General features: G+C 70.7%; 14 protein-coding genes. 7 read left to right on the forward strand and 7 right to left on the reverse strand.

Translation table 11 applies throughout. The features are described from left to right. Positions 1–85: 85 nt before the first annotated feature. The gene (gene hemW / locus ACT53Q_RS12485) at positions 86–1,327 is read right to left on the reverse strand and encodes a radical SAM family heme chaperone HemW (RefSeq protein ID WP_476186975.1); all 1,242 of its coding nucleotides are present in this window, start codon (positions 1,325–1,327) and stop codon (positions 86–88) included. Between the two features lie 78 nt (positions 1,328–1,405). Here hemW and ACT53Q_RS12490 point away from each other — a divergent pair, with 78 nt between their 5' ends. Then, entirely contained in the window at positions 1,406–1,534 is a 129-nt protein-coding gene (locus ACT53Q_RS12490; protein WP_476186976.1) for a hypothetical protein, read from the forward strand. A 66-nt stretch (positions 1,535–1,600) separates the two neighbouring features. On the opposite strand, the gene rdgB is transcribed toward ACT53Q_RS12490, so the two are convergent. From rdgB to rph, 3 genes are read right to left on the reverse strand one after another with little or no spacing between them, the layout of a single operon-like run. Continuing rightward, positions 1,601–2,197 carry an RdgB/HAM1 family non-canonical purine NTP pyrophosphatase gene (rdgB, locus tag ACT53Q_RS12495; RefSeq protein ID WP_476186977.1) on the reverse strand — a complete coding sequence of 199 codons (597 nt, stop codon included), beginning with the start codon at positions 2,195–2,197 and terminating at the stop codon, positions 1,601–1,603. Then, positions 2,194–2,604 carry a VOC family protein gene (locus tag ACT53Q_RS12500; RefSeq protein WP_476186978.1) on the reverse strand — a complete coding sequence of 137 codons (411 nt, stop codon included), beginning with the start codon at positions 2,602–2,604 and terminating at the stop codon, positions 2,194–2,196. The genes rdgB and ACT53Q_RS12500 overlap by 4 nt, the downstream gene beginning before the upstream one ends. Before the next feature lie 2 nt (positions 2,605–2,606). Continuing rightward, positions 2,607–3,347: a ribonuclease PH gene (rph, locus tag ACT53Q_RS12505; protein WP_476186979.1), complete on the reverse strand. Its 741-nt coding sequence runs from the start codon at positions 3,345–3,347 to the stop codon at positions 2,607–2,609. Positions 3,348–3,487: 140 nt separating this feature from the next. Here rph and ACT53Q_RS12510 point away from each other — a divergent pair, with 140 nt between their 5' ends. Together ACT53Q_RS12510 and gmk are read left to right on the forward strand one after the other, a co-directional pair. Beyond that, positions 3,488–4,348 carry a YicC/YloC family endoribonuclease gene (locus ACT53Q_RS12510; RefSeq protein WP_476186980.1) on the forward strand — a complete coding sequence of 287 codons (861 nt, stop codon included), beginning with the start codon at positions 3,488–3,490 and terminating at the stop codon, positions 4,346–4,348. Positions 4,349–4,487: 139 nt separating this feature from the next. Continuing rightward, the gene (gene gmk / locus ACT53Q_RS12515) at positions 4,488–5,099 is read left to right on the forward strand and encodes a guanylate kinase (protein WP_476186981.1); all 612 of its coding nucleotides are present in this window, start codon (positions 4,488–4,490) and stop codon (positions 5,097–5,099) included. A 55-nt stretch (positions 5,100–5,154) separates the two neighbouring features. Here the strand turns inward: gmk and ACT53Q_RS12520 are convergent, their stop codons facing one another. Together ACT53Q_RS12520 and ACT53Q_RS12525 are read right to left on the reverse strand one after the other, a co-directional pair. Further along, complete coding sequence (locus ACT53Q_RS12520) at positions 5,155–7,257, reverse strand: XVIPCD domain-containing protein (RefSeq protein WP_476186982.1); 2,103 nt, start codon at positions 7,255–7,257, stop codon at positions 5,155–5,157. An 80-nt stretch (positions 7,258–7,337) separates the two neighbouring features. Further along, positions 7,338–8,123 (reverse strand): hypothetical protein, encoded by a 786-nt coding sequence (locus ACT53Q_RS12525; protein WP_476186983.1) that lies wholly within the window; start codon positions 8,121–8,123, stop codon positions 7,338–7,340. 519 nt (positions 8,124–8,642) lie between these two features. On the opposite strand from ACT53Q_RS12525, the gene ACT53Q_RS12530 reads away from it, so the two are divergent. From ACT53Q_RS12530 to ACT53Q_RS12540, 3 genes are all read left to right on the forward strand, one after another. Continuing rightward, positions 8,643–9,413: an SDR family NAD(P)-dependent oxidoreductase gene (locus ACT53Q_RS12530; protein WP_476186984.1), complete on the forward strand. Its 771-nt coding sequence runs from the start codon at positions 8,643–8,645 to the stop codon at positions 9,411–9,413. 144 nt (positions 9,414–9,557) lie between these two features. Beyond that, complete coding sequence (yeiP, locus tag ACT53Q_RS12535) at positions 9,558–10,124, forward strand: elongation factor P-like protein YeiP (RefSeq protein ID WP_476171812.1); 567 nt, start codon at positions 9,558–9,560, stop codon at positions 10,122–10,124. A gap of 5 nt (positions 10,125–10,129) precedes the next feature. Next, the gene (locus ACT53Q_RS12540) at positions 10,130–10,450 is read left to right on the forward strand and encodes a hypothetical protein (protein WP_476186985.1); all 321 of its coding nucleotides are present in this window, start codon (positions 10,130–10,132) and stop codon (positions 10,448–10,450) included. Between the two features lie 354 nt (positions 10,451–10,804). Here ACT53Q_RS12540 and ACT53Q_RS12545 read toward each other — a convergent pair whose 3' ends face one another. Then, positions 10,805–11,380 carry an NUDIX hydrolase gene (locus tag ACT53Q_RS12545; RefSeq protein WP_476186986.1) on the reverse strand — a complete coding sequence of 192 codons (576 nt, stop codon included), beginning with the start codon at positions 11,378–11,380 and terminating at the stop codon, positions 10,805–10,807. Between the two features lie 177 nt (positions 11,381–11,557). Here ACT53Q_RS12545 and ACT53Q_RS12550 point away from each other — a divergent pair, with 177 nt between their 5' ends. After that, entirely contained in the window at positions 11,558–13,105 is a 1,548-nt protein-coding gene (locus ACT53Q_RS12550; protein WP_476186987.1) for an amino acid permease, read from the forward strand. The last annotated feature ends 60 nt before the right edge of the window (positions 13,106–13,165 follow it).

Below are 13,165 nucleotides of genomic sequence, written 5' to 3' on the forward strand. Positions count from 1 at the left end.
CGGTAGCCGCATTTCTTAACATGTCCGGCCATGGCGAGCCAACTGCCGGACCACACCGGACCGCATGGAAGGTCGGCGAAACGCGTCATGCCGACGGCCCCGAGCCCACCGGCAAGACCGTCGGCGCGGGCGCCGCGTCGTCGGGCAGGAACCGCGCGATCACGTCGTTCGCGAAGCGCAGGCCGGTTTCCGTCGGCCGCACGCGCTCGTCCTCGACGACCAGCCAGCCGGCGTCCACCGCCTCCGCCAGCGGCGCGGCGATCGCCGCGCGCGGCAGCCCGGCGCGCGCCTCGAACGCCGCCAGCGCGAAGCCCTCGCGCAGCCGCAGCAGGTTCAGCATGTACTCGAACGGGCGCTGCGCCGGCGCGATGTCGGTGTCGCCGCCGATCGCCGCCGCGGTGCCGGCCTGCGCCAGATAGGCAGCCGGATGCTTGAGCTTCCAGCGCCGCAGGATCCGGCCGTCGCCGCCCTCGCCCCCGTCTTCGACCCCGGCCGGCAGCGTGAGTTTGCCGTGCGCGCCGGCGCCGATCCCGAGATAGTCGCCGAAGCGCCAGTAGTTGAGGTTGTGCGCGCACTGGCGGCCGGGCTGCGCGTAGGCGCTGATCTCGTACTGCGCGTAACCGGCAGCGGCGAGCCGCGCCTGGCCCTGCTCCTGCATGTCCCAGGCGAGGTCCTCGTCGGGCAGGTGCTCGGGCGGGCGCGCGGCGAACACGGTGTTCGGCTCCAGCGTCAGCTGGTAATGGCTGATGTGCGCCGGCGCCAGCGCGAACGCGCGCTCGAGGTCGTGCAGTGCCATCGGCAGTGTCTGCCCGGGCAGCGCGTACATCAGGTCGAGATTGAGGTTGTCGAGGCCCGCGTCCTGCGCCAGCTTCACCGCCGCCTCGGCCTGCGCGCTGTCGTGGATGCGGCCCAGCCGCCGCAGGCAGCCGTCGTCGAAACTCTGGATGCCGAACGACACGCGGTTGACGCCGGCGCGCAGGTAATCGCCGAAGCGGCCGTGCTCGGCGGTGCCGGGATTGGTCTCCAGCGTGATCTCGCAGCCGGGCGCGAAGCGCAGCCGCGCGCTCGCCGCCTGCAGGAAGCGGTCGATGGCCTCGGCCGGGAACAGGCTGGGCGTGCCGCCGCCGAAGAACACGCTGTGCACGGTGCGGCCCCAGGCCAGCGGCAGGTCAAAGTCGAGATCGGCGATCAGCGCATCGACGTAGGCGGCGAACGGCGGCGGGCCGCCGGCGCCGTCGCGGTACTCGTGCGAGTTGAAGTCGCAGTACGGGCACTTGCGCACGCACCACGGCAGGTGGACGTAGAGCGAAAGCGGCGGGAACGTCATTTGCAGCCCTCCCGACCGTGTGTGAGGATCGATGCGCCTGCCGCCGGCGGGCCACTGGACATCATAGGGAGAATGACGATGAAACTTCGCAGGAAAGTCATGCTGGTGCTGCTGCTCGCGCTGTCGCTGTCGCCCGTGGCGATGGGGTCGCCGCCGACCGACGACCACGATCTGACGTGGTGCCCGCGTCCGGGCGGCTGTCCCTGACGATCCACCGGCCCGTCCGGGCCAGGCGCGAGTCCGGCACGCGTCCGGACTCGCCTCTGTGCAGCGTCAGGCGCCATCGCGCAGCAGGCGCGCGCGCAGCACGTCCAGCGCGCGGCCGCGATGGCTGATGCGGTTCTTCAACGCGGCGTCGAGTTCGGCCGCGCCCTGCCCGCGTTCCGGGTCGAAGAACACCGGGTCGTAGCCGAAGCCGCCGGCGCCGCGCGGCGCATGCAGCACGCGGCCTTCCCAGACGCCTTCGGCGATCAGCGGCTGCGGATCGTCGGCGTGGCGCAGCAGCGCCAGCACGCAGACGAAGCGCGCGGTGCGACGTTCGTCGGGCACGTCACGCAGGGCGTCGAGCAGTTTCGCGATGTTCGCCGCGGCGTCGCCGTGCACGCCGCTGTAGCGCGCGCTGTACAGGCCCGGCGCGCCGTCGAGCACGTCGACGCAGATGCCCGAATCGTCGCCCAGTGCGGGCAGGCCGGTGGCGCGCGCGGCATGCCGCGCCTTGAGGATCGCGTTCTCGACGAAGGTCAGGCCGGTCTCGTCGGCGTCCTCGACGCCGAATTCGGACTGCGCGTGCAACTCCACGTCGAGATCGCCCAGCAGGTCGCGCAGTTCGGCGAGCTTGCCGGCGTTGCCGCTGGCGAGGACGAGCTTCATCCGCGCGGTTCCACCAGGTCCCAGCGGTTGCCGTACGGGTCCTCGAACACCACCACGGTGCCGTAGGCCTCCTCGCGCGGCGCCTCGACGAAGTGCACGCCCTTGGCGAGCATCGCGGCGTGGTCGCGGCGGAAGTCATCGGTATGCAGGAAGAAGCCGACGCGGCCGCCGGTCTGGCGACCAATGCTCGCGCGCTGGGCGTCGTTCGCCGCCTGCGCCAGCAGCACACCGGTCTCGGCGCCGACGGGTGCGACCACCACCCAGCGCTTCGCCGCGTTGCCCGGCACCGCGCCGAGCAGGCGGTCCTCGCGCAGTTCGAAGCCGAGCGCGTTGACGTAGAAATCGATCGCGCGGTCGTAGTCGTCGACCACCAGCGCGAAACAGGCGATGTGCTTGCGCGCGGCCATGCTCACTCCGCCAGCGCCGCGCGCTGCGCCGCGAGCAGTTCGCCGATGCCCTGCTCGGCCAGTGCCAGCAGCGCGTCGAGTTCGTCGCGACGGAAGGCATGGCCTTCGGCCGTGCCCTGCAGTTCGATGAAGCCGCCGCCGTCGTTCATCACCACGTTCATGTCGGTGTCGCAGTCGCTGTCCTCGGCGTAGTCGAGGTCCAGCACCGGCACGCCGCGGTACACGCCGACCGACACCGCGGCGACCGCGCCGTGGATCGGGTCGCGCCCGCCCTTCGGCGGCACGTAGTCCTTGCGCGTCTGCAGCCAGCGCACCGCATCGACCAGCGCGACGTAGGCGCCGGTGATCGCCGCGGTGCGGGTGCCGCCGTCGGCCTGCAGCACGTCGCAGTCGAGGGTGATGGTGCGTTCGCCCAGCGCGTTGCGGTCGACGCAGGCGCGCAGCGCGCGGCCGATCAGGCGCTGGATCTCCAGCGTGCGCCCGCCCTGCTTGCCGCGGGCGGCCTCGCGGTCGCTGCGGGTGTGGGTGGCGCGCGGCAGCATGCCGTATTCGGCGGTGATCCAGCCCTCGCCCTTGCCGCGCAGGAAGCCGGGCACCTTGTTCTCGACGCTGGCCGTGCACAGCACGCGGGTCTCGCCGAAGCAGACGAGGACCGAGCCCTCGGCGTGGCGGGTGTGGCCGCGTTCGATGCGGACCGGGCGCAGCTGGTCGGGGCGGCGGCCACTGGGACGGGCGATGGTCATGCGGAGGGCTCGGCGTGCGGGCGGCGCAGTCTAGCACCGGGGCCGCGGCGCCCCCGCCCGGGAACGATGCATCCCAACCCGCCCGCCGGATGGCGGACAATGACGCCCCCGCCGACTCCGGCGCCCGGCCAGGACTTCCGATGATCCGCAGCATGACCGCCTTCGCCGCCGCCGAGCGGAGCACGCCCTGGGGCACGCTCGGCTGCGAGCTGCGCGCGGTGAACCACCGCTTCCTCGAAATCGGCACCCGCCTGCCCGACGACCTGCGCGCGGCCGAGCCGGCGCTGCGCGAACGCATCGCGGCGCGGATCTCGCGCGGCAAGCTCGACCTGACGATGCGCCTGCGCACCGACGAGCGCGACGACGCGCTGCAGCTCAACGCCGCGCGCGTGGCGCAGCTGGCGGCGCTGGGCCGCAACCTGCAGGAGCACTTCCCGACGATGCAGGTCGAGATGACCGATCTGCTGAAATTCCCCGGCGTGCTGCAGTCGCACGCCGACGATCCGGCCGCGCTGCACGCCGAGGCGCTGTCGCTGCTGGACGAGACGCTGGCGCAGTTCGTCGAGGCCCGCGAACGCGAGGGCGGCAAGCTGGCGACGGTGATCCTGGAGCGCGTGGACGCGATCGCCCAGCACGCCGCCGACGCACGCACGCTGATGCCCGCGATCCGTGCCGGCCAGCGCCAGAAGCTGGAGAACCGCCTCGCCGACCTGCCGCAGCCGCTGGATCCGGGCCGCTTCGAGCAGGAGCTGGTCCTCGCGCTGCAGAAGCTGGACGTGGACGAGGAGCTGGATCGCCTCGACAGCCACATCGCCGAACTGCGCCGCGCGCTGAAGCAGAAGGAGGCGGTGGGCCGCCGGCTCGACTTCCTGCTGCAGGAGTTCAACCGCGAGGCGAATACCTTCGGCTCGAAGTCGGTGGACGCGCGCACTTCCGCGCTGGCGGTGGAGCTGAAGGTGCTGATCGACCAGATCCGCGAGCAGGCCCAGAACATCGAGTGACTCCGGCGCACGGGCCGGCCCGCCGCGACCGGCGGCCGGTCGCCGGCCGGGGAACGGGGTACACTCCCCTCCCCCCGGCCCGGGCGGCCTGTCGCCGCCAGGCCCGCCGGAACAACGAATCGAGCCTGCGAAAGCGAACATGCGCGGAACCCTCTTCATCGTCGCGGCCCCGTCCGGCGCCGGCAAGTCCAGCATCGTCAACGCCTGCCTGGCGCGCTTCCCGGACATCGCGCTGTCGATCTCGTTCACCTCGCGCGGCATGCGCCCGGGCGAGCGCCATGCGCAGCACTACCACTTCGTCAGCGAGGACGAGTTCCGGCGAATGATCGACGCCGGCGACTTCTTCGAGTGGGCGAACGTCCACGGCGACCTCAAGGGCACCGCGCGGCAGTCGGTGGAGCCGCAGCTGGCCGCCGGCCACGATGTGCTGCTGGAAATCGACTGGCAGGGCGCGCAGCAGGTGCGCCTGCACGTGCCGGACGCGGTGGGCGTGTTCATCCTGCCGCCGTCGCGTGAAGCGCTGGAAGAGCGCATGCGCAAGCGCGGCCAGGACAGCGAGGACACCATCGCGCGCCGGCTGGCGAACGCGCGCGAGGAGATGTCGCACCACGACGAATTCGAGTACGTCATCGTCAACGAGACGTTCGAGACCGCGGTCGACGAGATGTGCGCGATCTTCACCGCCAGCCGCCTGCGCCGCGAAGCGCAGATCGTGCGCCACCGCGACCTGATCGCGACGCTGCTGGCCTGACCCGCCGCTGGCAGGGCCGCGCGGACGCGGCCCCGCTGCCTGCCCGACGCCGGCCTCAGCGGCCGGACACGCTCCGGGCCTGCTCCTGCGCGACCTGCGCCTCGGCCGGCTTCACCGCTTCGGCCATGCGACTGCTCTGCTCGACCGTCTGCGTGGTCGCCTGCGTGTAGTCGATGTACGAGTTCTTCGACGCGGGATTCGCCGGATTGCCCTCGACCGCGATCAGCAGCGTCTGCCCGTTCGGCGTGTTCGCCTTGCTGACGTGGTCGATCGAGCCCAGCCCGCTCGCCTTCGCGTCGGCAGCGACAGCCGCGGCCGCCTTCGCCAGTTCGTCCTGCGACTTGAAGCCACCGCTGGGGCCGAGCTGCTGCAGGTTCGCCATCGCCTGCTCGTACAGCCGGTGATCCGGGTGCTTCGGATCGGCGATCGACGGCTGCCCGCCGCCGTGCGCCGGCGCGTCGGGCTTCGGTGCATCCGACTTCGGCGGCGGCGGCGCACCGGCATCGCTGCGCGGCGGCGACGGATGGGATTCGCCCGGATGCGCGGGCGCCTGCTGCTGCGGAGCCTGCTGCTGCGGAGCCTGCTGCTGCGGAGCCTGCTGTTGAGGCGGCTGCTGCTGCGGATGCGGCTGCTGCGAGGGCGCCTGCTGCGGATGCGCCTGCTGTGCGGGCGTCGGCGCGCGTTCCTGGCCCGGCTTCTGCGGCAGGCCCAGTGCGCCCAGCGTGTCGTGGCCGGCCTTGCCGTCGACCGACAGCCCGTGCTGCGTCTGGTACTTGCGCACCGCGGCTTCGGTCATGTCGCCGTAGTAGCCGGTGGTCGGCAGCGGCTGGCCCTTGTCGTCGCGGATGCCGGCCTTGTTCAGCGCTTCCTGCAGGTGCTTCACCGCATCGCCGCGCTCACCGTGCTTGAGCACGCCGTCGGCCATGGCATCGCGCGACGCCGCGGGCGTCTCGGTCTGCGCCGGCGGCGGCTGGCCGCGGTCCAGCGCGCGATGGAACGCGAGCCGCTGCTCGTAGTAATCGACGGCCTTCTCGACCGTGTAGCCGCGCTGCACCTGGCCGTAGGGCGAACCGGGCAGCGATGCCCATTCCTTGCCGCCACGTTCGATCGCGCCGCGGATGTCGCCCTGCTCCAGCTCGCGCATGACGCCGCGGTCACGCATCTTCGCCACCGCGATGCGGTCCTGGCTTTCCGGCGAGAAGTCGTCGATCTTGCGATCGTAGCGATTGCGCATGTCCTCGACGTCGACCAGCTTCATCTGGTAGCGGCCGACGTTGTAGCGCAGCTCGTCGCGCGGCAGCGTGCCGTTGTCGGCGATCGCCGATTCCGGCATCAGTCCGCGACTGCCGGGCACGCCGTTGCGCTCGCGGTAGCCGGACGGCGAGCCGTCGGCGTTGAGCGAATGCCCGACTTCCTTCCACGCGACCAGATCGAGGTAGGCACGCGTTTCCGGCGTCTGCTGGCGCAGGAACGCGCTGGCCGCGAACGGCTCGGGCGCGGCGGCCGTGCGCGCGGGCGACGGTACCTGCGCGTCGGCCGTGCGCACGGGCGCATGGTCGCGACCGCCACGGGCCATGAGCTGGTCGAGGTTGTCGCCGTTGCGGGCGATGTCGTTGTAGTACTTGTACGGCGTGGTGCCATTGGCGTCGGCATGCACCGGACGCCCTTCCAGCACCGCCTTGCCGGCGCCGTAGCCGCCGAGGTGCGCCGCCTTGAGGTAGCCGGCGACACGCTCGGGCGGGCTGTTCTCGTCGAGCACGTGCTCGCGCACGGCGCGGGCGTACAGCTTGTCGCAATTGGTCTTGAACGCCTTGTCCTGGATGTCGGCCGAGGCCTTGTACTTCTCCAGGCTCAGGCCGTTCTTCCAGTTGCCGTCCTCGTGCAGGAAGCGGGTCATGCCGCCGTTGCTCGCCCACTCCCATTCGGTGCGGGCGCCCGACGCCTTGAACGCCTTCTCGTACTTCTCGCGGTCGACCAGACCCGCCTCGACCAGCCAGCCGGCGCCGGCCTGGTAGCGGCCGACGTAACCCTGTTTGTTGGTGACGGCGAGGTCGCCGCCGCTGCTCTCGGTCAGTACCGTGGACGCGACCAGGCGCCGGGTTTCGGCCTGATCGAGTCCGGCGATGTTGCCCTGGTGGTACGCATTGGCAGTGGCCACTGCCCGCTGTCGATCATCAGCCATGGTGTTGCCCCTCGAGTGGATATCGACGTGGTGGAAAGGAACCGGCGCGGCGCCGGTCAGCGTTCGCGGCAACGCATCGACGCGATGCGCGCAGCGGGTTTGTCGCGGGTGAACACGAACGTGGTGGAACCGGGGCCGGCGGGACCGCCGTCCTCGTCGACGTAGGCCTCGACGAAGACCGCGCGCTCGCCGCCCAGGTCGATGCGGTAGAACGCGTTGTGCTGGACGTTCTCGCCGCCGTAGGCATCGACCGTGCACTGGTCGGCGACCGGCGCCACCGCGGCAGCCGGGAACTGCGCGGCGAGCACCTTTTCGTAGTCGTCGCTGGGGTAGAACTTCACGACCGCGATCTCGTTCACGCGGTCGGCGTCGCCGTTGAGCGTCAACCCGGCCTCGCCTTCGTTGCCCATGCGCACCCCGGCATCGGCGCCGGCGTTGCCGTCGGGCAGCGCGGCCTCGCCGAAGCCGGTCAGCAGCACGCGGCCGCTGCGCGAGAAGCGCAGCGCCGGATCGGCGACTGCATCGTTCTCGACCGGTGCGGCATCGTTCCAGTGGACCTGCGCGAGACCGTCGTAGGCGCGCCATTGCGCCCCCGCGTCCGTCACGTACAGCGCGAGGAGAGCGTCGAGTTCCGTCATCTGTGTCTTCCCCTGGGAGGCGGCCGCGGGCGTGGCCGCGGCGTCAGGTGCGGGCGAGGCAGCCGGTGTGGGCGAGGTGGCCGGCGCAGGCGCCGCCGGTGCGGGCGCCTGCCGGCAACCGGCGAGCGCCAGCAGCAGGGCCAGCGCTGCGGCGGCGCGGGTGAACGGGGCCGCACGCCCCGGGCGGTCGACGGGCGCGGTCATGCGCACCTCCGGCCTGCGGCGTGCGCTGCAAGAAAACGGGAACGCGCCCGCGGACAGGGCAGAACCGCCGCGCCGCCGTGGACTCGGGGGAGACGGACAGGCGCAACGGCTGTGGGGGAGCGGGCGGCCCCGTAAAGCGTGGGAACGGGTGTGGAAACCGGCGTGGAAAGCAGGAACGGCAGGCACGCGGGGGCCTGCGGAGGGCCGGCCCGGCGGGCCGATCGGCAGCGCCCGGCGCGATGCGCGGCAGGCGCGGACGCACGCGGGCGCCCGTGGCATCCGGCAGTGGCCACTGCCGGCAGTCTCGTATCAGCCATGACGCGTCTCTGAAGGGATACGACTGGAAAACGGAATTGTCGACGTGCCGGTCGAGGCCGGAACATGCCCGACAGGTATACCACGCCGGCCCGGCACCTGTCCCGGGCGGGCGCCGCCGACGGCCGCGCCCCGGCTGTCCCCCGGCCGACCTCTCGGGCCGGTGCGCTAAAATCCCGCCTTTCGCATTCACGGACCATGCGCATGCAGCTTTCCGACACCCGCGCCCTCGTCACCGGCGGCGTTTCCGGCCTCGGTTTCGCGGTGGCGAAGCACCTCGTCGCCCACGGCGGCAAGGTCGCCCTGTTCGACGTCAACGACGACAAGGGCGCCACCGCGGTCGCCGAACTGGGCGAGGCCAACGCCCGCTACTTCCGCACCGACGTCACCGACGAAGCCGGCGTCGTCGCCAACGTCGCGGCGGCGAAGGACTTCCTCGGCGGCCTCAACGCCGCGATCAACTGCGCCGGCATCCTCGGCGCCGGCCGCGTGCTGGGCAAGGAAGGCCCGATGCCGCTGTCGCAGTTCCAGACCACTGTGATGGTGAACCTGGTCGGCAGCTTCAACGTCGCCAAGGCCGCCGCGCAGCTGATGCAGGCCAACGATGCCAACGCCGACGGCGAGCGCGGCGTGATCGTCAACACCGCGTCGGTCGCGGCCTACGAAGGCCAGATCGGCCAGGCGGCCTATTCGGCGTCGAAGGGCGGCGTGGTCGGCATGACCCTGCCGATGGCGCGCGAGCTCTCACGCTTCGGCATCCGCGTGATGACCGTCGCCCCCGGCATCTTCTGGACCCCGATGGTCGACGGCATGCCCGAGAGCGTGCAGCAGTCGCTGTCGGCGTCGATCCCGTTCCCCTCGCGCCTGGGCAAGCCGGAGGAATTCGCCGACCTCGTGGCCTACATCCTCGGCAACGTGTACCTCAACGGCGAGACCATCCGCCTCGACGGCGCCACGCGCCTCGCTCCGAAATGATCCGGCTTGCGTAGGGCGGGCTTTGGCCCGCCATCACGACGCATCCGGTCGCTCCGGACCTCCCACGAAACCACCACGATCATTGCGACCTTCGACCGAACCGTCGCGATGGTGGGCCAAGGCCCACCCTACAGAGAAACCCACATGAAGGCTTACGACATCAAGAAGGGCAACGTCGTCGAATACAACGGCGGCGCGTACCAGATCCGCGACATCGAACGCAGCTCGCCGCAGGGCCGCGGCGGCAACGTGAAGTACCGCTTCACCATGTACAGCGTGCCCGGCGGCAACAAGCTGGACATCAGCGTCGGCGGCGACGACGACCTCAAGGAAGTCGATCTCGCCCGCCGCCAGGCCACGTTCTCGTACAAGGACGGCGACGCGTTCGTGTTCATGGACGACGAGGACTTCACGCCGTACACGCTCGACGCCGATGTCGTCGGCGACGGCGCCGGCTACATCACCGACGGCCTGACCGGCTGCTACGTGCAGGTGATCGACGACGCGCCGGTCGGCCTGCAACTGCCGCAGAGCGTGGTGCTGGAAGTGGTCGAGACGCCGCCGGAACTCAAGGGCGGCACCGCCACCAAGCGCCCGAAGCCGGCGAAGCTCAACACCGGCATCGAGATCCAGGTGCCGGAATACATCGCCAACGGCGAGAAGGTGTGGGTGAACACCACCACCGGCGAATTCGGCGGCCGCGCGGAGTAAGCACGATGCGCCTCGCGATCACGGCCGGCCTCGCGATCGTCCTGCTCGGCGGCACGCCCTGCGCGTCTGCCGCGGGCGATTCGAAGCCGTTGCCGCGCGAGGTCCGCGACTTCATCGAACGCCGCGAAGGCTGCGACCACTTCCGCGGCGAACCGGTGCCCGAGCCCGAGGACGATCCCGAGGGCACACGCCGGAAACAGATCGCGTCCGCGCTCGCGAAGCTCTGCACCGGCACCGACGCCGAACTCGCGCGACTGAGGGCCCGCTACCGCAAAGACGCGGCGGTGACCGCAGCGCTGGCGGACTTCGAGGACGACATCGAGTGATCGCGGCCGACGTGATTTCGTAGGGCGGGCCCTGGCCCGCCATCACGAGACGACCGATCACGCCGGACGATGATCGAAGCGGCTTCGATCACCACGCCTGCCGCCTGCGACGCCATGACGGCGGGCCAGGGCCCGCCCTACGCATCGAGTTTTGCGGGCCGGCAATGCGCCGCGATGCCGTCCATGGCGCAACGACCACCTCATTCCGATCGCCCTGCCCTGCCAACGTGATCTTGTAGGGCGGGCCCTGGCCCGCCATCACGAGACGACCGATCACGCCGGACGATGATCGAAAGGGCTTCGATCACCACGCCTGTCACGAGCAACGCCACGACGGCGGGCCAAGGGCCCGCCCTACACGTGTCCGCTCACCCATTTCCTCGCCATGCGCACGATCGACGGGTCGAGGCCCGGTTCATCGAGCAGCGCGGCGATCGGTCGCCACGCCAGCGCGTGCGATTCGTCGCTGACCGCGAAATCCTCGCTGCCGGTCGCGCGCACGACGTAACGCGCGTCGTAGTGCCAATGACCGGGCACGTCGCCGCGTTCGGGGATCCAGTGGCGATCGAGATCGAACAACGCGGGCTCGACGACCAGATCGGTCAGTCCCGACTCCTCTTCCGCTTCCTTCAGCGCCACCGCGGCGAGGTCGCGATCGCCGTCGGCATGGCCGCCGAGCTGCAGCCAGCGGTCGAGCTTGCGGTGGTGGGTCATCAGCAGGCGCTCGCCCGCGCGGTCGACCAGCCACGCCGACGCCGTGAAATGGCCGGCGAGCCGCGCGCGGACGAAGGGATCCTGCACGTCGTCCAGCAACGCCAGGAACGCGTCGGCGACGTCCGCTTCGCCCGGCCAGCGCGCGGCATAGGCGCGGAAGGCGTCGCGCAGCGGGGCGGTGTCGGCGATCGATTCGCCGGAGATCGACTCGTTCATGGTGCGACGCATCATCGATGGGGCGAGGGATTATCGCCCGCCGTCCCTGCCGCCGCACCGGCCGCCGAACCGCCCGGACCCGCGCTTGTGCACCGCGGGCGGGCCGGGTATGGTCGCCGGGTTGTCGCGCCGGCGTCCCGCGCCGGTCATCGTCGCAGCCATTCCGGGGAGTTCCAGATGCTGTTCCAGCGAAGAAAGCCGCTCGACCTGATTCTCGAGACCGCCGCCAAGCGGTCGCTGACGCGCCAGTTGGGCGCCTTCGACCTGACCATGCTGGGCATCGGCGCGGTCATCGGCACCGGCATCTTCGTGCTGACCGCGGTGGCCGCCAACAAGGCCGGCCCCGGCATGATGTACTCGTTCGTGATCGCCGGCATCGTCTGCGCGCTCACCGCGCTGATCTACTCCGAGATCGCGGCGATGGTGCCGGTCTCCGGCTCCGCCTACACCTATTCCTATGCCGTGCTGGGCGAGATCATCGCCTGGATGGTCGGCTGGGCGCTGATCCTCGAATACGCGGTCGCGGCCGGCGCGGTGTCGGTCGGGTGGTCCGGCTACGCCAACGGATTCCTCGCGCACCACGGATTGGGACTACCGGATTTCCTCACCGCCGGTCCGTTCTGGGTCGAGCAGCTGAAGGACGGCGCCAATATCCACATGGTCGACGGCGTCACCCACAAGGGCGGCTTCAACCTGATCGCCTTCCTGCTCTCGCTGCTGGTCACGGTGCTGCTGGTGCTCGGCACCTCGAAGTCGGCCAAGGTCACCGCGGTGCTGGTGATGGTGAAGATCGTCGCCCTGACCGCTTTCGTGTTCCTCGCCTTCCCGGCGGTCAACCAGGCCAACTTCGAACCGATGCTGCCGAACGGCTGGGGCACGCCGCTGTCCGGCGTGGGCGTGCTGGGCGCCGCCGCATCGATCTTCTTCGCCTACGTGGGCTTCGACGCGGTCTCCACCGCGGCCGAGGAAACCAAGAACCCGAACCGCAACATCCCGATCGGCCTGATCGGCTCGCTCGGCATCTGCACCATCTTCTACCTGCTGGTCGCCTACGCCGCCGTCGGTTCGATGGGCGCCCAGCCGGGCGGCCCCCTGTCGCAGTCGCATGAACCGCTGGCCTTCGTGCTGCGCGAGATCGGCTGGCCGAAGGTCGGCGACGCGGTCGCCGCGGCGGCGATCATCGCGCTGCCGTCGGTGGTGCTGATGATGATGTTCGGCCAGACCCGCATCCTGTTCACGATGTCGCGCGACGGCCTGCTGCCCGAAGGCCTGGCCAAGATCCATCCGAAGTTCCACACCCCGCATGTCGTCACCTGGATCACCGGCATCTTCGTGGCGTTCTTCGCCGCGCTGTTCCCGGTCGATATCCTGGCCGACATCTCCAACGCCGGCACCCTGTTCGCGTTCTTCATGGTCGCGGCGGGCGTGATGATCCTGCGCAAGACCGATCCGGGCCGCGCCCGTCCGTTCAGGACCCCGATGGTCTGGGTCGTCGGCCCGCTGGCGATGGCCGGCTGCGTGCTGCTGTTCTTCAGCCTCGGCTGGAACCCGACGATCAAGTTCTTCTGCGGCTGGGCGATCCTCGGCCTGATCGTGTACTTCCTCTACGCCCGTGGCCGCAGCCATCTGGCACCGGGCAACGAGCACAAGCTGCACGCCCACTCGGGCGACGCCCCGCTGGCGCCGGAACCGACCGCGCACGAAGGCCCCAGCTCGGGCCCGTGACGGTCGCCCCTCGCGGGCAAACGAAAACGGCGCGGTCTCCCGCGCCGTTTTTTTTCGTGC

The organism is Lysobacter sp. DMC97 (assembly GCF_056313745.1).